A 17,425-nucleotide genomic window follows, 5' to 3' on the forward strand; every position below is an offset into this window, starting at 1 on the left:
ACATCGACGCGCAATTCGCGCGCTGTGCCGCGCTGGTCAATTACGTGAAACGCTTCATCGTCAGGTTGTTTGGGGGGGGGCGGTGCTGCTTGCGCAGCATGAGGCGCAGAGGATGGCGGTGTCGGCGCGGGCTGATTGAAGTCTCGCGAACTGCCATCTCGCGAAGCGAGTCGGAGTCAGCAAAAAAACAGGCTCCGTGAGGAGCCCGTTCTTCAATTGCCGCGTGGCCGATGGGTCGTTGACTGCCGCATGCTTCATGCGGCGTGACATCGCGGATGCTCAGGTATCGGTCCAGCCGCCGGAATCGTCGTTGCTGCCCATGTCGACCCCACCGCCGTTATCGCTCCAGTCGTTCGAGCCCTGGCCGAAGTCGAGGCCACCGCCATTGCCGCCATCGTTGCCGCGGCGGCGCGCTTCGTCATCGACGATCACGTCACGCTCCACTACGCGCTCACGTCCGGAGTTCAGCGCTTCGCCAAGCAGCACGCCCGTGAGCAGGCCGCCCATACCGCCGCCGAAACCGCCGCCGCCTTGCTGCACGATCACCGGTGGCTGCTGCTGATACGGACCTTGCGGCGGATAGGGCGCTTGCGGCGGATTGCCGAAACGCTCGGCTTCCTGCGCATAGGTCGACTGCTGACTGCCGGCAGCCGGATCGGGCCGCCCATCGGCGCGCGCGCGCAGGCTGCCGATGCGCTGCTCGAGTTCGTCGAGCTGATAGGGCGGCAGCGGATTCTTGCCGTTCGACAAGGTCTCGACGACGCCGCGCAACTGGTCTTCGGTAGCTTCGACTTCCTTCTCCAGCGCCTCATGACCCGGAGCGGTGGAGAGCTTTACGTCGAGCTTCAGCGAACGCACGGCATTGAGCATGTCGGTCGCGCGCTTCAGTTGCACGCGACGATCGTCGTCGGCGCGCGTGTCGTCCTGCGTACGGGCACGGCGCAGCGTCCAGCGCAGCACCAATGCGATCACGCCAATCAGAACAATGATACCGATCCACATACCCACCCCCGGACCATGCCGTTGTTGCGCTTGCGAGATCATCGCCGACTGTTGCTGTACAGCAGGCGCAGTCTGCTGTACGAACGGATTCGCGGCGCGGCCCCTGCTGTTGCCGCCCGCGTCGCCCGCGCGCTCCGCATCCCTTCGGATGCGTGCTTCAGTTTGCGCGAAACGGCTCGGATCGGTAAAACGGATTTGCGGGTCGAGCGTCTTGGCCTGCTGCAACTGGGCGAGCGCGTCGCCATAGCGGCCTTCGCGATCGAGCACCTGGCTGTACAGATAGTGCGCGTGGGCATTGTTCGGGTGCGCTTGCAGCACCTCGCTCAGACCGGTGTCGGCCTGCTGCCAGTTGCCCTGCGACATGGCGGATTCGATCTGCTGAGCCGTCGGCACGGCGAACGCCGCGGCCGACACCAGCAGCAACGAACCGAACGCAGTTGCGAGAAATTTTTTCATTGACGGACCGGGCGCGTGACGCCCGTCTCCTTGAGTCGTTTGCAGTGGCCGCGCACTTGCGCGGCCGGCATGCCGGATTTCCGTTCGCGGCCGCCCCGGCATGCGCTGCCGCCGCAATTACTGGGCCGGCGTGTTGATTTGCTTCTTCAACGCTTCCAGGCGTTCTTCGACGGACGGGCCGCGATTCAGATCCGCGAGCTTGTCGTCGAGCGCCTTGCCGCTGCTCACGTCGGCCGAATTCAGACGCGCATCCGAACGCGCATTCGACAACGCCACCTTGTCTTCGAGCTTCTGGAAATCTTCGGAAAGATTCTTGCCGCCGATGCCGCCCAACGCGGTGGCCGCGACGTCTTTGGCCTGAGCGATCTGCTGCTTGGCTTGCAGAATGTTCGAGCGGGCGTTGAGGTCGTTGCGGCGGCTGCGCATGTCTTCGATCTGGCTCTTGAGCTGCGCGACCGATGGTTCGAGCGTGGTTAGCTCCTTCGTGAGCGCATCGCGTTCGGCTTCGGCAGTGGCTTGCGCGCTGAGCGCTTCGCGAGCGAGCGCTTCGTCGCCGGATTGCAGCGCGCGCTTGGCGCCGTCTTCGTACTTCTTCGCCTTGTCCGCGGCAACATCGCGCTTGCTTTGCTGCGTGGCCACTTGCGCCTGAATCTCGATCAGCGAGTTCTCGGCTTTACCGATGCTTTCGTCGAGTTCGCGCACGATCTGGCGCGAGTCGCGCGACGGATCTTGCACGGAGTCGGCCGCGTCGTTCAGGAGACCTTTGAGCGTGCGCGAAATGCTGTCAAAAAGCGACATGAAAACCTCCAGAGAATGATGTTGGCGCTGAATAATCCCGCGCGCTTGACTGCTTTCAACCGTTTACTTTACGCCGCTGTGCGCGAAGCTGCGCAACGTTCGAACCGGAGTTCGGGGCACGCTTTCCAATTGCAATAGCGAGCACGCAAATTGTTGTTTCGAAGCGAGTGGCGTTGGTTTCAAACAATTACGCGACGAGTCATAGAGTAGCTGGCGGATATTACACCACGTCCCCTCTTAAAAACGGCTTAAAGGGTGCGATTGCGCCGTGGCCCGCGTGGTGTGGCACAGAGCGGCGAAATGAAGAAAACGGATGAAGTGCTTCTGTTTGCGCAACGCGAATAACGCGTGTGCCAACGGCTTTTGGCCGTTGAACAGGGCGCTGTTCAAATGCTTAAGCTTGCAATGTCGAAAGCTAATTCATTTGAATTGATTTTGATGTAACGACATGCAACCGATTGAATCGCATTGTGCGCAAAGCGCCTGTCATTTTGTGTCACGCGAAGCGGCCGCCTTCGGTACTCGGGTCGCTGCGGGGGTTGTCGTCCTCGCGAGGCGTGTCGATGCGCGGGCGCTTCAGCACGCTGCGTAGTTGCGCCTCGGTATCGGGCTGCTGCGGTGTCGAATCTTCACCGCCTGCCGCGGCGACGCGCGCGACCGCTTCGGCGGTCGCGGCCGCTTCCAGATCGACTTCAGCGGCGAGGGCGGCCGCCAAACCGGCGGGCAGCAGAGGACCAGACGCTGCCGCGGGCGCGAGCGGCAGCGCATTGGCAACAGATGCCGCTGCGGAACCGTCGCGGGCTGCCGGGCCTGCTGCGGACGCGTCGGCAGCAGGCTCGCCGGCGATGTCTGCGCGCGCCTGCAACGCCGCCGGCAGGGTGGCACGAGCGTGCCGCGTGCCGCGCGCCACGCGCTGCAACGCGGCGTTGAGCGCGTCCGGTGCGCGCGGCGCGCGCAGCCGGTCAACGATGCTCGCCGCTTTCACCTGCTCACTGGTCGCGCCGAAGCTCAGCACGGCGCGCCGCATCAGCTCGCTGACGCTAATGCCGAGATTCTCGGCGGTGGCGGTGATCGCGCGTTTCTGTGCGGTCGTCACGAATACGACGATGCGCTCGCTGGGCTTGTTCATGATCGGCTCGCAGTCTTGTTGGCATTGGCGGGTCAAGGGGTGTAGCTGCATACGCGGCGCGCGCGCATCGGTGTCCGCATCAGTGTCGTCATGCGCGCCGAGACCATCATATGACGAGTTGCATCGATGCGGAACGGTCGCGGCGTGAAAATCCCGTGACATCAACGAGTTGTGGTGTTTGCAGGCCGCTTGTCCACAGGCCTTTGCACATTTTCTGTTGATAACCGGCTGCCACCCCGGGGAGCACGCCGGGGATTACACGGAACTACCGGGCGTACGCGGCGCGAAGGGAATTCTTACAAAAAAACTGCCTTGGGGCGGGCTTGATTTCTTTTAAAATACGCTGTTACGTTGCGCCGGACTTGGTCCGAGGCGTGCCGTGCGGCCGGCCGGGGGCAAGCGGCAGCGCGGTGTTTGACACCTCAGGCTGCGATGCTCGATCACGACCCATGCGCGCGCTGCGAGCGCGGGCAGAAAGGCGTTCAGTCATGCGCCCACTATTCCAGTCATGCCAATCATCAAACGACCGCATTCCTCCCATTCTCCGGCCGGTGAAGACCGGAACTCCAACCAACGCACTCCAGGACGCAATGCCGCTTCGCGCGATGCCGAGGCGGGCCGCCGCTCGTTCGGCGCGACGCTCGTCATGTGGTTCGCCGGGCTGCTCGCGACCATCGCGGTGGTGGGCGCGCTGATCGTCGGCTATGCGCTCGTGGTGATGGGGCCACAACTGCCGTCGCTCGACGCGCTGACCGACTATCGTCCGAAAGTGCCGCTGCGGGTCTACACCGCGGATCACGTGCTGATCGGCGAATTCGGCGAGGAGCGGCGCAGCCTCGTGCGCTTTCAGGACATTCCCGACCAGATGAAGAAAGCGGTGCTCGCGATCGAGGACTACCGCTTCTACGAACACGGCGGCGTCGACTTCGTGGGCATTCTGCGCGCCGGCTTTGCCGACCTCGCGCACGGCGGCGCGTCGCAGGGCGCCAGCACGATCACGATGCAGGTGGCGCGCAACTTCTTCCTGTCGAGCGAAAAGACCTATACGCGCAAGATCTACGAGATGCTGCTCGCGTACAAGATCGAGCGCGCGCTGACCAAGGACCAGATTCTCGAGCTGTACATGAACCAGATCTATCTGGGCGAGCGCTCCTACGGCTTCGCCGCGGCCGCGCGCGTGTACTTCGGCAAGGATCTGAAAGACATCACGCTGGCGGAAGCGGCCATGCTGGCCGGCCTGCCGAAAGCGCCATCGGCGTATAACCCGGTGGTCAACCCGAAACGCGCGAAGATCCGCCAGGAGTACATTTTGAAGCGCATGCTCGAGCTGAAGTACATCAGCCAGGAGCAGTACGACCAGGCGGTCAAGGAAGAGATTCACACCAAGAACCCCGGCAACGAATACAGCGTGCACGCGGAGTACATCGCCGAAATGGTCCGGCAGATGATGTACGCGCAGTACAAGGACGAAACCTATACGCGCGGTCTGAGCGTCACCACCACGATCGACTCGGCCGACCAGGACGCCGCGTATCGCGCGGTGCGCAAGGGCGTGATGGATTACGAGCGGCGCCACGGCTATCGCGGGCCGGAAGGCTTCGTGCAACTGCCCGAGCCGGGCGACGACCGCGATCAGACCATCGACGACGCGCTCACGGACCACCCGGACAACGGCGAGATCATCGCCGCCGTGGTGACGGACGCGAGTCCGAAGCAGGTGAAGGCGCAATTGGTGGACGGCACGCAGGTGACGATCGGCGGCGACGGCCTGCGTTTCGTTGCGGGCGCGCTGAGCGCGCGCGCCACGGCCGCCACGAAGATCAAGCCGGGCTCGATCGTGCGCCTCGTCGCCGACGACAAGGGCAACTGGCAGATCACGCAATTGCCGCAAGTGGAAGGCGCGCTCGTGTCGCTCACGCCGCAGGACGGCGCGATCCGCGCGCTGGTCGGCGGCTTCGACTTCAACAAGAACAAGTTCAACCACGTCACGCAGGCATGGCGCCAACCGGGTTCGAGCTTCAAGCCGTTCATCTATTCGGCGGCGCTCGACAAGGGCCTTGCACCGGCGACGATCATCAACGACGCGCCGCTGTACTTCCCGTCGAGCACGCCGGGCGGCGACGCGTGGGAGCCGAAGGACGACGATCAGCCGGACGGTCCGATGCCGATGCGCCTCGCGTTGCAGAAGTCGAAGAACCTCGTGTCGATCCGCATTCTGTCGTTCATCGGCACCAAGTACGCGCAAGACTTCGTCACGCAGCGCTTCGGTTTCGACGCCGACAAGACCCCGCCGTATCTGCCGATGGCGCTCGGCGCGGGGCTCGTCACGCCGTTGCAGTCCGCGGGCGCGTATTCCGTGTTCGCGAACGGCGGCTACCGGATCAACCCGTATCTGATCAACGAAGTGACGGACGCACACGGCCAGCCGCTTTCCAAAGCGCAGCCGCTCACGGCCGGGCGCGACGCGCCGCGCACGCTGGAGCCGCGTAACGCGTACATCATGAACAGCCTGCTGCATTCGGTCGCGACGGCCGGCACGGGTGCGGGCACCAACGTGCTGCATCGCTCGGACCTGCAAGGCAAGACGGGTACCACCAACGATGCAAAGGACGGCTGGTTCGCCGGTTATCAGCAGTCGCTGGTGGCGGTCGCGTGGATGGGTTACGACCAGCCGAAGAGCCTTGGCAGCCGCGAATTCGGCGCGCAGCTCGCGTTGCCGATCTGGGTCGAGTATATGCAGCGCGCGCTGCGCGGCGTGCCGCAGGCCGAACCGCAGCAGCCGGACGGCGTGACCACGGTGGACGGCGAACTGTTCTTTACCGACATGACGCCGGGCAACGGCTTCGTCGCCAGCATCGGTCTGGATTCGACGAATCCTTTGGCCGGCACGAGCGACGCAGTTGGCGGCGTGGGGCCGGCGGGCATGACGCCGCCGGCGGTGCCGCCGCCGAGCGTGTCGTCGAACGAACGCAAGCAGATCATGGATCTGTTCGAGTCGAACAAGCCTTGATGAGTGTGCGGCGTGTGCGCGCCATGCAGCCGCACACGCCGCGTGAGATTTTGAAAGGCTACGGAAAACGAGGCCTGGCAACGCTTAGCGGCGCATTACGGGCGTTCCGGCCTGCAGCTTCTGCGTCCGCGATCGGCGGTGTGTTTTAATCACGCCTGCGGTGTTTTTCCCCCTTGGGTCCAATCCGGACGCCCGATCCTCAAACGGTTTCGGCCGCCAGCACCACAGCGTTTCGCCGCGAGCGAAACGTCGCACTTCAGAACGCGCAGCGCGAGACCCGGTTTGACGCGCGCGCATGTCACTTCGATCGTTGGCAACCCGAGGTTGCGGCGGCCGGTGTGTTCGTCATCCAGCATCCACCGGGTCCCCCTTGTGAAAAGTCGTATTCTCCTCTGTCTGACGACGGCTCTGCTGCGCGCGTTCGCCTTGTTGCCCTACGGAGTGGTCGCGCGGATCGGCACCGGCATCGGCGCGTTGCTGTACCGCATTCCGAGCACGCGCCGGCGCGTCGTGCATACCAATCTGAAGCTGTGCTTTCCCGACATGAGCGACGACGCGCGCGAACGTCTGGCGCGCGCGCACTTTTGCCATGTGATCCGCAGCTATGTCGAGCGCGGGCCGCAATGGTTCGGCAATGCGCAGGCGCTCGCGCGCCTCGTCGAAGTGGAGAGTGCGATCGATCTCGCCGATGTCCAGTCGCAGCCGACTATTTTCGTCGGCTTCCATTTCGTCGGCATCGAGGCGGGCTGCATGATGTATTCGACACGCCATCCGGTCGCTTCGCTCTATACGCCGATGTCGAACCTGCTCCTCGACGCGATGGCCAAGCGCCAGCGCGGCCGCTTCGGCACCGAGATGATTCCGCGCAGCGACAGCGTGCGGCGCGCGTTGCGCGTGCTGCGCGAGGGCAAGCCGGTGATGCTTGCCGCCGACATGGATTTCGGTTTGCGCGATTCGGTATTCGTGCCGTTCTTCGGCGTGCCGGCGTGCACGCTGACGTCGGTATCGCGGATGGCGCGCGCGGGCAATGCGCGAGTAGTGCCGTTCGTGACCGAGGTGCTGCCGGGCTATCGCGGCTACAAGCTGACCATTTTCGACGCGCTAAGCGATTTCCCGTCCGACGATGTATCGGTCGACGCGCGTCGGATCACCGAGTTTCTCGAGACGCAGGTACGACGGATTCCTGATCAATATTATTGGGTGCATAAGCGGTTCAAGAATCGGCCTGCGGGAGAGGCGGGGGTTTATTGAGGGTGCGCGCGGCTGTGGTTTTAGGGCTGGCAGCATTGCGCGTCGGCAAACGCATCTGCACCGGAATTCATAGCGTGCTCAGACACTTGGTTGGGATCTCCAAGCGTTATCAACAGGTCTATGAACAGAATCTGTGGATAAGCGGCAGAGCGGTCATTGCGTCGCGCTGTGACCTCAGCGCTCACGTGCCGCTGCATCCACCGGCGCCGCGCTCGACAAAACGATTCACTTCAAGCACTTAAGCGCGCAACCCCTGGGTTATCAACAGATCTCTCCACACAAACTGGGGATAACGTTGAGTGATCCCAACGGCTTGGTCGACGCAAACGACAGCCGCCCGATGCCCGCTGATTCATTTCGTGCCGCTCCGATAAAACACAGCGCGTTCAACAGGTTAGCCAGCTTGTCAGATAGTTTTCAACAGGCTGGTCAACATAAACTGGGGATAAGTCGATGAGCGTCCGTACGGATTCCCAGGTTTAGTTCGAAGTACCCGCATTTGCCGACGACGTTGACAACGCCGCAGCGGTGCTCGCCGCCGCATCGACCGGCGGATTGCCCATCGCCTGAAACAGCGCCGCCGTGTCTGTCAGACGCGCGCTGGTGTAGCGGATCTCATCGAGTTGCGCATTGCGAAACTGCTGCTCGCTCGAACGCGTCGACGCAACGGGCAGCGCGCCCAGCCGGTAGCGTCCAGAAGTCTCTTCGAAAATGCCCTGTGCCGAGCGCGCGGCGAGGTTCGCCGCATCCAGCGCCTGCGCATCGTGTTCGAGCGCGGCGAGCGTGTCGGCGACGTTCTGGAACGCGGCCAGCACGGTCTGCTTGTACTGCGAGATTGTCGCGTCGTAGGTGTCCTGTGCGGCGCGGCGTTGCGCGAGCAGTGCGCCGCCATGAAACAGCGGCTGCGACAACGAGGCGCCGATGCTCCAGATCGCCCCGGCACCGGACAGCGCCGCTGGCCAGCTAAAGCCGCCTTGTCCCATCGATGCGCTCAGCGACAGGCTCGGGAACATCTGCGCGGTCGCGACGCCGACATCGGCGGCCGCGGCTTTCACCGCGGCGTCGGCGGCCTGAATGTCGGGCCGCGAGCGCAGCAACTCCGACGGCACCACGACCGGCACCTGTTCGGGCAAGTGCAGCCGCGCGAGTTCGAGATCGTCCGGCGCGGCGTCCGGCGTGCGGCCGAGCAGCACCGCCAGCGCATGGCGCGTGGTCAGCCATTGCTGCTTGAGACCCGGCAGGCTCGCGGACAGACTCGCCGCGCTCTGCTGCGCGCTCAACTGATCGGCATGCGAGAGCGCACCGAGCGCATAGCGGCGCTGCGTGTCGCGCGCCTGGTCGTTGGCGATCGTCACGAGCCGCTCGGTGGTCTCGATCTGCGCATGCAGCGCGGCACTCGTGATCGCCGCTGTCACGATGTTGGCCGCCAGCGCTCGACGCGCCGCATCGAACTGATACGCCTGCACGTTCACGCGCGCGGCGAGCCCCGCGTTGGCGAGGCGCGCGGCGCCGAACAGGTCGAACGTGTAGTGCGCCTGCAATTGACCGACGAAGACATTGTACAGAAACGTGTTGGGGCCGATCTCGGGGATCGCGAGTGCGCGATTGCGGGTCGCCTGGCCGCCTGCGTCGATGGTGGGCAGCAGCGAACTGCCGATCTGCGCGCGCAACTGCTCGCGCGCGGCGGCAAGGGATTTGTCGGTGGCGGCGAGCGTCGGGCTGTTGTGCAGGCCTTCGTCGACCAGCGCGTTCAACGTGTCCGACTGATACAGCTTCCACCATTCGGGCACCGGCTTCGCGCCGACCACGAACTGCTGCGTGACGCCTTGCGCGGGCGCGGTCTGCGTCGGCTGCGCCTGGGCGCCGTAGTGCGCCGGCTGCGGCATCGCGGGCGGCTCGCCATTGGGCCCGAACGAGCAGCCGGCGAGCGCGAAGGCGAGGGCGCATGCGAGGCCGGGCCGCGGGTAGCGGGAGATTGCGCGCGAGACTGCGAAAGTAGCCATGCTCAATTCCCCGTATGCGTCGCGCCGGACGGCGTCTGCGGTTCGCGTTCGTCGCCACGCACCCTGAACGACACGGCGTACAACGCGGGCAGATAGAACAGCGTGAGGATCGTCGCGCTCGTGATGCCGCCCATCAACGCGGTCGCCATCGGGCCGAAGAAATTCGAACGCAGCAATGGAATCAGCGCGAGCACGGCGGCCGCCGCGGTCAGCGTGATCGGCCGGAAGCGCCGCACGGTCGCGCCGACGATCGCGTCGAAACGCTTGTGTCCCGACGCGATGTCCTGCTCGATCTGATCGACCAGAATCACCGAGTTGCGCATGATGATGCCGAACATCGCGATCACGCCGAGCATCGCGACGAAGCCGAACGGCTTGCCGAACAGCAGCAGCGTGATGACCACGCCGATCAGCCCGAGCGGCGCGGTCAGCACGACCATCAGCACGCGCGGGAAGCTTTGCAACTGGATCATCAGCAAGGTCAGCACGGCGATCACCATGATCGGAATCTGCGCGTTGATCGACGTCTGGCCCTTGCCGCTTTCCTCGACCGAGCCGCCCACTTCGATCCGGTAGCCGACCGGCAGCGTCGCGCGAATCTGGGCGAGCGCGCGGTCCACCGCATGCGTGACGTCGATGCCTTGCGCACCGCCCGTGACGTCGGACTGCACGGTGATGGTCGGCTGACGGTCGCGCTCCCAGATCACACCGTATTCGAGGTCGTTGCGCAGATGGCCGAGCGTGCCGAGCGGCACGGCGCCGTTCGGCGTGGGCATCGCCAGCGCGACGAGTTGCGACGGGTCGACGCGCTCCGCACGCGGCGCGCGCAGATCGACACTGATCAGCTTGTCGCGTTCGCGATACTGCGTGACGGTATAGCCGGAGAGTGTCATCGCGAGGAAGCTCGAGATGTCTTCGGAGCTGACGCCGAGTTCGCGCGCGCGTTTCTGATCGACTTCGAAACGCACCGAGCGCTCGGCGGGTTCGTCCCAGTCGAACTGGACATTGCTGGTGCGGCGGTCGGCGCGCATCGTCGCGGCGGCGCGCTCGGCGATCGAGCGCACGGTCGCGATGTCGTCGCCGCTCACGCGGAACTGCACCGGATAGCCGACCGGCGGCCCGTTTTCGAGGCGCGACAGGCGCGTGCGGATCGCCGGAAAGTTGTTGCGCAATTCCGGTTCGAGCCATTGCGCGAGCTTCTCGCGATCCTTCACCGACTTCGCGGTGATCACGAACTGCGCGAAGTTGGGTTGCGGCAATTGCTGGTCGAGCGGGAGATAGAAGCGCGGCGCGCCGGTGCCGACGAAGCTCACCGTATGGTCGATTTCCGCGCGGCCCACCAGCGCCTTTTCGAGCCGCTGCGCCTGACGCAACGTGGCTTCGAACGACGCGCCTTCGGGCAGGCGCACGTCGACCAGCAACTCGGGACGGTCCGAGCTCGGGAAAAACTGCTGCGGCACCAGAGTGAAGCCCGCCAACGCCAGCACGAACAGCGCGACGGTGATCGCCAGCACGACGAAACGCCGCTCGACGCACCAGCCGATCCAGCCACGCAGACGCGTGTAGAAGCGCGTGTCGTAGATGTCGTGTTCGTGGTCCTCGGCCTCGTGCGCCTGGCGCTTGCGCTCGGGCAGCAGGTGATAGCCGAGCAGCGGAATCAGCACGACGGCCGCGAGCCACGATGCGATCAGCGCGATCGCCGACACTTCGAAAATCGAGCGCGTGTATTCGCCAGTGCTCGATTTGGCGAGCGCAATCGGCAGGAAACCGGCGACGGTCACGAGGGTGCCGGTCAGCATCGGAAACGCGGTGCTGGTGTACGCGAAGGCCGCCGCGCGCGTGCGATTCCAGCCTTGCTCCAGCTTCACCGACATCATCTCGACCGCGATGATCGCGTCGTCGACCAGCAGCCCGAGCGCCAGCACCAGGGTGCCGAGCGACACCTTGTGCAGACCGATGTCGAACACGTACATGCACAGCGCGGTAACGGCGAGCACCACCGGGATCGAGATCACGACCACCATGCCGGTGCGCACGCCGAGCGACACGAGGCTCACCACCAGCACGATGGCGACGGCTTCGGCGACGGCTTCGAGGAAGTCGTCGACCGAGCGCGCGACCGCCTTCGGCATGCTCGACACCTCGGCCAGCCGCAAGCCGGCGGGCAACGCCTGGCGCAACCGCGCCGTCTGCTCGTCGAGCGCTTTGCCGAGGCGGATCACGTCGCCGCCCGGCTGCATCGTCACGCCGATGCCGAGCACGGCCTTGCCGCCGAAACGCATCTGCGTGACGACCGGGTCGTCGTAGCCGCGCTTGATCGTCGCGATGTCGCCGAGGCGGAACGTGCGGTTGTTGATGCGGATCAGCGTGTCGGCGAGCGCGGCGACGTCGTTGAACTGGCCGGTGGGGCGCACGAACACGCGGTCGTCGGCGGTGGTCAGCGTGCCTGCGGGCGACACGCTGTTTTGCCCGTTGATCGCCTGGCCGAGTTGCTGCGGCGAGATGCCCAGACGCGTGAGCTGCGTGTTGGCGATCTCGATGTAGATGTGTTGATCGGGGTCGCCGAAGTAATCGACCTTGCCGACGCCCGGCACGCGCAGCAGCACCGTGCGCAACTGGTCCGCGTAGTCATGCAGTTGCGCGGCGGAAAAACCATCGCCTTCGAGCGTGTAGATGTTGGTGTAGACGTCGCCGAATTCGTCGTTGAAGAACGGGCCTTGAATGCCCGGCGGCAGGGTCGCCGCGATATCGCCGACTTTCTTGCGCACCTGGTACCAGGTCTCGGGCACGTCGCTGACCGGCGCGGAGTCCTTCATCGTGAAGAACATCAGCGACTCGCCGGGGCGCGAGTAGCTGCGGATGAAATCGATGGCAGGCGTCTCCTGCAGCTTGCGGCCGATGCGGTCGGTCACCTGCTCCTGAACCTGCCGCGCGGTCGCGCCGGGCCAGAAGGTGCGGATCACCATCACGCGGAACGTGAACGGCGGGTCTTCGGATTGCGCGAGCCGCGTATAGGCGAGGATGCCGAACGCGGTCGCGAGCGCGATCAGGAACACGACCAGCGCCTGATGACGCAGCGCCCAGGCGGACAGGTTGAAGCGTCCTTCTTCGTGCGCCGTGCTCATGAAGCGAAGTCCTCGGGATGCAGCGGCGCGATTACGTTGACTTTCTCGCCGGCGCTCACGGTGTGCACGCCTTGCAATACGACGCGTTCGCCGTCCTTGAGTCCGTCGCTAATCACGATGGTGCGCTCGTTGTAGCGCGTGACCGTGACTGGGCGCAGTTCCAATGCATTGTCGGCGGCTCGCACGACCCACACGGCGGGCTGCCGGCCTTCGTGGAACAGCGCGGTGACGGGCAGCGTGAACGAGCCGTTTGCCTGCGACGGCGCGAGCGGCGTGACTGGCGTGACATCGGCGGTCATACCGAGGCGCACGTCGGGGCCGGGGTCGTTGAGCGTGAGCCGCGCGCGCCAGGTGCGGCTTTGCGAGTCGGCGGCGGGCGACAGTTCGCGCACCCGCGCGCTGAACTTGCGTCCCGGCAGCGCGGCGAGCGTGACGTTCGCGCTTTGTCCGACCGCGAACCCGGCGAGCGCGCTTTCCGGCACGTCGCACAACACGTCGATGTCGCCGCTCCACGCGAGGTTGTACACGGCCTGGCCCGCGGACACGTTCTGCCCGGTGTCGGCCTGCTCCGCCGTGATGACGCCCGCGTGACCGGCGACGAGCGTGGTGTACTGCAACTGGTTCTTCGAGAGCGCCGCCTGTTGCGCAGCCTGATCGCGCTGGCCGAGCGCGGACGCGTAGGCATTGGTGGACTGTTCGAGCTGCGCCGGCGCGATCAGGTTTTCTTTCGCCTGCGCCTGGTCGCGCTCGATCTGCTGCTTCGCGAACACGAGGCCGTGCTGCGCCGCCTCGAGTTGCGCCTGCGCGCTGGCCGCATTCTTTTGCGCATCCGCCGGATCGAGCTGGGCGACGATCTGGCCGCTCTTCACGACGTCGCCGAGACGCACCCGCCGCTCGATGATCTTGCCGCCGATGCGAAACGACAGCGGCGTCGCATAACGCGCCTGCACTTCGCCGGGCAGCGACGCGGCTTGCATCGCATGGCCGTCCGCATGCACGGCGACGGCGACGACCGGGCGCGGCGCGGGCGCGGCCGCTTCTTTCTTCGAGCAGGCGGCCAGCGCGACGACGCCGGCCAGCGCCACGGCGCAAGCCGCGCGGCGCATCTGCCGATAGGACTGCTGGCGCATCGTCGACGATGCGGGAGGACCGGGACGCTTCACGACTACCCCAACTGGAGACAGCGAACGAACACGGCAAGCCGCAGCGGCCCGCCAGCGAAGACCCGCAGACCGGTTCATGCAATCGGCATACGCGTCTGACTTCGAATGGTGCCATGCATTCTAATACACCACTGTATTTGAATGTTGATGTGAATTTGAATTCTTTTCGGTGCTAGACTTGCGCCCATGAAACGGCAACGACTGACCCGCGAACAAAGCAAGGACCAGACGCGCGAGCGTCTGCTCGACGCTGCGCAAGCCATTTTTATGAAGAAGGGTTTCGTCGCGGCGAGTGTCGAGGACATCGCCGGGGCGGCCGGCTATACGCGCGGCGCGTTCTATTCGAACTTCCGCAGCAAGAACGAACTGTTTCTCGAGCTACTGCGGCGCGATCACGAAACGATGCAGGCGGGGTTGCAGGCGATCTTCGAAAACGCCGCCTCGCGCGAAGAGATGGAAGCGCGCGTGCTGCGGTACTACAGCAACCTGCATCGCGAGAACAAATGTTTTCTGTTGTGGGTCGAGGCGAAGCTGCTCGCGGTGCGCGACGGCCGCTTCCGGCTGCGCTTTAACGCGTTCATGCACGAGAAGCTCGAGCAACTGGGCGCCTATATCCGCGAGTTCTCGGCGCGCGTCGGCACGCCGATGCTGATGGAGCCCGAACGGCTGGCCATCGGTTTGATGGGCTTGTGCGACGGCGTGCAGTTCTTCTACGCGGTCGATCCGCAGAACGTGCCGACGGAGATGGCCGAAGCGGTGCTGGCGGGATTTTTCTCGCGCGTGGTGTTCGGGCGCGACGCGTGATCCGCGCGGCTTGCGCGCGATGACGGCGGTGGGGTGGTTGACTCAGACCGAACCGCAGCCCGGCCGGCGCAGTTCAATACAGCGCGAGCGGCGGGGCGGTTCGAAATGCAGGGGCGGCAGATCCGCTGAATCAGTTGTTCGGCAAAGGCGCGCAGATGTCGGCGGCCGGCGCCGCACAGGCTAGCGAATACTCGCCGCTGTAGCGCAAGACTTCCTTGCCGGCATGCAGGACGACCTTGATGTCCGGACAGCGCTCGTACGCGATGAAAGCCGAGCAGGCCGCGGCGGACCAGCAGACCAGCGAGAACGCGATTTTTTCCAGAAGCTGAAAACGATGTGTCATAGCGGTAATTTCCTTTCGGCCGCTATGTTACCAGCTTATAAGGGTTTATACCTACTCAGAATTCAGTGCGCGCGCCGGAATAGTGTGCTGCGCGCGCGTCGCTAATCTGACTGGAATGTCATGTTCAGGTCAGGGTTGGGACATGATCGGGTCGATACAATCGGATCGTTGGGCAAACCCGTGCGCGCCTTGCCGCACGGGTCTTCAAAGGCGGCGAGGGTTGCGCCGGCCCGGCTTTACCGAGGCAGGAGTCGTCCCATGAATCAACTGCAGTCGATGCGCGTGTTCGTCAAGGTGGCGGACCTCGGCAGTTTCGTCGGCGCGGCGGGCGCGCTGGATCTTTCCACGGCGGTGGTCACGCGGCATGTGGCCGATCTGGAAGCGCGTCTGGGCACGCGGCTGCTCAACCGGACGACGCGCCGTCTGTCGCTGACCGAGTCCGGCAGGACCTATCTGGAGCGCGTGCGGCACATTCTCGACGACCTCGAAGGCGTCGAGCAGATGGTCGTGGCGCGCAATCACGAACCGGTCGGCACGTTGCGCATCGTCGCGCCGGTGGTGTTCGGGCTGCATAGTCTCGCGCCGGTGGTGCAGTCGTACGCGGCGCGCTATCCGGACGTCGTGCCGGATGTCACGCTGGCGGATCGTCACGCCGATCTGGTCGAGGAAGGCTTCGACGTCGGCATCCTGGTCGCGCGGCACATGCGCAGTGCGAGCATCGTCACCCGGCGCCTGACCACCGCCTGCATGACGGTGTGCGCGACGCCCGCCTATCTGGCGCAGCACGGCACGCCGGCGCGCCCGGAAGATCTGCTGCGGCATCCGTGTCTGAGCCGGCCGCCCGAACAGGGCGGCGAGGAACGGGTGTTCACCGGACCGGGCGGCGGCGAAGTGCGGGTGCGGCCGGTCAACGCGATCGCCGCGAACAATACGGAAATGCTGCGGCAGTTCGCGCTGCTGGGCATGGGTGTGGGGATTCTGCCGAGCTATCTGATCGGCAGGGATCTGGCGTCCGGGCGGCTCGTACCCCTGCTCGGCGACTACCGTTTGCCGCCGATCGAAATCACGATTGCGTATCCGAGCCGCCTTCATCTGCCGGCGAAGGTGCGCACTTTTATCGATCACCTCGTCGAGCACTTCCAGCCGGCTGGCGAGCCGGTGCGCGCTTCGCGGCTTGGGGCGCCGGGGCGCCCTGCGGTCGCTTCGTTAGCTGATGCGGACAGCGTGGCCGTGCCGGAATTGACGCGCCGCTTGCCCGACACGGCCCATGCGCGGAGAACGCGGGTGGCGGAGTCGTCGCCGGTTTGAGGGCGATTGCGGCGGGTGGCAGCCGGCGCGCCGTCAAAAAACAGCCCACGGTCGCAGTGCCGATTGTGCAGGCAAAAGGTGGCTGCGCGCGGCGCGGGCTGTGGGGCGAGGGTCGCCGCGCGCCAAACTGTGCGCGTGCTGCAGCAGCGCGGGGGCCGCGCGGTTATAGACAACTAACTATCCGATGTTTGAGCCGCCGGCAGACGCGAGCTTCCGTCCCCAAGCGCTTCCCATGCCTATGACTCCGGATGCGGCGACGAAATCAGCCCCGCGTGCCTACGCTCCCAGGCCCGGCCCGTAATTGCCGCTGATCAGCCGCGTCACCGACTCGATATCGACGTAATCCTGTTCCGGCATGCCGTCGAGCATCGACAGCACTTCATTGCTCGCGCCGGCTTCGCGCGCGGCGTCGACTAGCGCGTCTTTGTTGGTCGGGAATTGGACTTCGCTGAGGAGGTCGGCGATCTGCAGGTCGATCGATTCGCCGGGAATGGCCGAGGCAGTCATGCATTTGCTCCAGTTGGTGCGCGATTGAAATCAGTTGTTGGCGCTGCGAGGGCATGCACACGCAACGGCACAGAACGCTCAGGAAATTGCCGGGCAACTCCAGCGCAGCTATAAAAAACCGCTTGACCCGCTAGCGGCCGTCGCACCCATGGCACCCCTGCCTACCCACGCTGATCGGCGCTTCGTTTCAAACTCAAAGTCGGGCACGAACCGCTGCCGCCCTGTCGCGAGAATATCGGCAGTCGCCGTCAGGTCTGCAAATGCTCGTTCTGCCCCATGAAGCTGCGGTCGAGATGGCGCGACTTAGGCAGCGCAATGTGCTGCCATTGCTGCGGACGGTTATCGTCCGTGGCGACATCCGGCGCCGGCGGCGCGACTGGTGCGGCGTTGGCGCGTTCAGCGAGGATACTGGCATTCGTGCCGTCCGGCGCGGTGTGAACCGGCGCGGCGAAGCACGAGGCGGACAGCGTCACCATGGTCAACAGTGTCGAGGTTTTCATCGCCCGACCTCCTAAGCTCATGCGGC

Annotated in this window: 14 protein-coding genes; 4 read left to right on the forward strand and 10 right to left on the reverse strand. The window is 65.0% G+C overall.

What is annotated here, in order from left to right; genetic code table 11:
* Positions 1-279 precede the first annotated feature (279 nt).
* From FVF58_RS12470 to FVF58_RS12480, 3 genes are all read right to left on the reverse strand, one after another.
* Entirely contained in the window at positions 280-1,458 is a 1,179-nt protein-coding gene (locus tag FVF58_RS12470) for a tetratricopeptide repeat protein (RefSeq protein ID WP_149670208.1), read from the reverse strand.
* 117 nt (positions 1,459-1,575) lie between these two features.
* A complete protein-coding gene (locus FVF58_RS12475) occupies positions 1,576-2,256 on the reverse strand; it encodes a PspA/IM30 family protein (protein WP_149670209.1) in 681 nt (226 codons plus the stop codon).
* Between the two features lie 496 nt (positions 2,257-2,752).
* The gene (locus tag FVF58_RS12480; RefSeq protein ID WP_149670210.1) at positions 2,753-3,385 is read right to left on the reverse strand and encodes a hypothetical protein; all 633 of its coding nucleotides are present in this window, start codon (positions 3,383-3,385) and stop codon (positions 2,753-2,755) included.
* 508 nt (positions 3,386-3,893) lie between these two features.
* On the opposite strand from FVF58_RS12480, the gene FVF58_RS12485 reads away from it, so the two are divergent.
* Entirely contained in the window at positions 3,894-6,395 is a 2,502-nt protein-coding gene (locus tag FVF58_RS12485) for a penicillin-binding protein 1A (RefSeq protein WP_149670211.1), read from the forward strand.
* Positions 6,396-6,544: 149 nt separating this feature from the next.
* On the opposite strand, the gene FVF58_RS12490 is transcribed toward FVF58_RS12485, so the two are convergent.
* Positions 6,545-6,751, reverse strand: a complete 207-nt coding sequence (locus FVF58_RS12490; RefSeq protein WP_149670212.1) for a hypothetical protein — start codon at positions 6,749-6,751, stop codon at positions 6,545-6,547.
* A gap of 16 nt (positions 6,752-6,767) precedes the next feature.
* On the opposite strand from FVF58_RS12490, the gene FVF58_RS12495 reads away from it, so the two are divergent.
* A complete protein-coding gene (locus tag FVF58_RS12495) occupies positions 6,768-7,646 on the forward strand; it encodes a lipid A biosynthesis lauroyl acyltransferase (protein ID WP_149670213.1) in 879 nt (292 codons plus the stop codon).
* Positions 7,647-8,125: 479 nt separating this feature from the next.
* Here FVF58_RS12495 and FVF58_RS12500 read toward each other — a convergent pair whose 3' ends face one another.
* Genes FVF58_RS12500 through FVF58_RS12510 form a run of 3 tightly spaced genes read right to left on the reverse strand, consistent with a single transcriptional unit; the run spans position 8,126 to position 13,904 of the window.
* On the reverse strand, positions 8,126-9,649 hold the full coding sequence (locus FVF58_RS12500) for an efflux transporter outer membrane subunit (protein WP_246217036.1): 1,524 nt from the start codon (positions 9,647-9,649) through the stop codon (positions 8,126-8,128).
* 2 nt (positions 9,650-9,651) lie between these two features.
* Positions 9,652-12,774 carry an efflux RND transporter permease subunit gene (locus tag FVF58_RS12505; RefSeq protein ID WP_149670214.1) on the reverse strand — a complete coding sequence of 1,041 codons (3,123 nt, stop codon included), beginning with the start codon at positions 12,772-12,774 and terminating at the stop codon, positions 9,652-9,654.
* On the reverse strand, positions 12,771-13,904 hold the full coding sequence (locus FVF58_RS12510; protein ID WP_149670442.1) for an efflux RND transporter periplasmic adaptor subunit: 1,134 nt from the start codon (positions 13,902-13,904) through the stop codon (positions 12,771-12,773). Before FVF58_RS12510 ends, FVF58_RS12505 begins: the two co-directional genes overlap by 4 nt.
* Before the next feature lie 219 nt (positions 13,905-14,123).
* Here FVF58_RS12510 and FVF58_RS12515 point away from each other — a divergent pair, with 219 nt between their 5' ends.
* Positions 14,124-14,741, forward strand: a complete 618-nt coding sequence (locus tag FVF58_RS12515) for a TetR/AcrR family transcriptional regulator (protein ID WP_149670215.1) — start codon at positions 14,124-14,126, stop codon at positions 14,739-14,741.
* 130 nt (positions 14,742-14,871) lie between these two features.
* On the opposite strand, the gene FVF58_RS12520 is transcribed toward FVF58_RS12515, so the two are convergent.
* Entirely contained in the window at positions 14,872-15,084 is a 213-nt protein-coding gene (locus FVF58_RS12520) for a hypothetical protein (RefSeq protein WP_149670216.1), read from the reverse strand.
* 258 nt (positions 15,085-15,342) lie between these two features.
* Between FVF58_RS12520 and FVF58_RS12525 the strand changes: the two genes are divergently transcribed.
* Positions 15,343-16,392, forward strand: coding sequence for a LysR family transcriptional regulator (locus FVF58_RS12525; RefSeq protein ID WP_149670217.1), 1,050 nt, complete (start codon positions 15,343-15,345; stop codon positions 16,390-16,392).
* A 276-nt stretch (positions 16,393-16,668) separates the two neighbouring features.
* Here FVF58_RS12525 and FVF58_RS12530 read toward each other — a convergent pair whose 3' ends face one another.
* Positions 16,669-16,899: a DUF2795 domain-containing protein gene (locus FVF58_RS12530; RefSeq protein ID WP_149670218.1), complete on the reverse strand. Its 231-nt coding sequence runs from the start codon at positions 16,897-16,899 to the stop codon at positions 16,669-16,671.
* 248 nt (positions 16,900-17,147) lie between these two features.
* On the reverse strand, positions 17,148-17,399 hold the full coding sequence (locus FVF58_RS12535; protein ID WP_149670219.1) for a hypothetical protein: 252 nt from the start codon (positions 17,397-17,399) through the stop codon (positions 17,148-17,150).
* Between the last annotated feature and the right edge of the window lie 26 nt (positions 17,400-17,425).

This window comes from Paraburkholderia panacisoli (genome assembly GCF_008369935.1).
GTDB lineage: Bacteria > Pseudomonadota > Gammaproteobacteria > Burkholderiales > Burkholderiaceae > Paraburkholderia > Paraburkholderia panacisoli.

Bases quoted from the DNA above. Each gene is read 5' to 3' on its own strand.
- FVF58_RS12520 (WP_149670216.1), bottom strand. From the start codon at position 15,084: ATGACACATCGTTTTCAGCTTCTGGAAAAAATCGCGTTCTCGCTGGTC.
- FVF58_RS12470 (WP_149670208.1), bottom strand. From the start codon at position 1,458: ATGAAAAAATTTCTCGCAACTGCGTTCGGTTCGTTGCTGCTGGTGTCG.
- FVF58_RS12510 (WP_149670442.1), bottom strand. From the start codon at position 13,904: ATGCGCCAGCAGTCCTATCGGCAGATGCGCCGCGCGGCTTGCGCCGTG.
- FVF58_RS12525 (WP_149670217.1), top strand. From the start codon at position 15,343: ATGAATCAACTGCAGTCGATGCGCGTGTTCGTCAAGGTGGCGGACCTC.
- FVF58_RS12530 (WP_149670218.1), bottom strand. From the start codon at position 16,899: ATGACTGCCTCGGCCATTCCCGGCGAATCGATCGACCTGCAGATCGCC.
- FVF58_RS12535 (WP_149670219.1), bottom strand. From the start codon at position 17,399: ATGAAAACCTCGACACTGTTGACCATGGTGACGCTGTCCGCCTCGTGC.
- FVF58_RS12485 (WP_149670211.1), top strand. From the start codon at position 3,894: ATGCCAATCATCAAACGACCGCATTCCTCCCATTCTCCGGCCGGTGAA.
- FVF58_RS12500 (WP_246217036.1), bottom strand. From the start codon at position 9,649: ATGGCTACTTTCGCAGTCTCGCGCGCAATCTCCCGCTACCCGCGGCCC.
- FVF58_RS12480 (WP_149670210.1), bottom strand. From the start codon at position 3,385: ATGAACAAGCCCAGCGAGCGCATCGTCGTATTCGTGACGACCGCACAG.
- FVF58_RS12475 (WP_149670209.1), bottom strand. From the start codon at position 2,256: ATGTCGCTTTTTGACAGCATTTCGCGCACGCTCAAAGGTCTCCTGAAC.
- FVF58_RS12490 (WP_149670212.1), bottom strand. From the start codon at position 6,751: ATGCTGGATGACGAACACACCGGCCGCCGCAACCTCGGGTTGCCAACG.
- FVF58_RS12505 (WP_149670214.1), bottom strand. From the start codon at position 12,774: ATGAGCACGGCGCACGAAGAAGGACGCTTCAACCTGTCCGCCTGGGCG.
- FVF58_RS12515 (WP_149670215.1), top strand. From the start codon at position 14,124: ATGAAACGGCAACGACTGACCCGCGAACAAAGCAAGGACCAGACGCGC.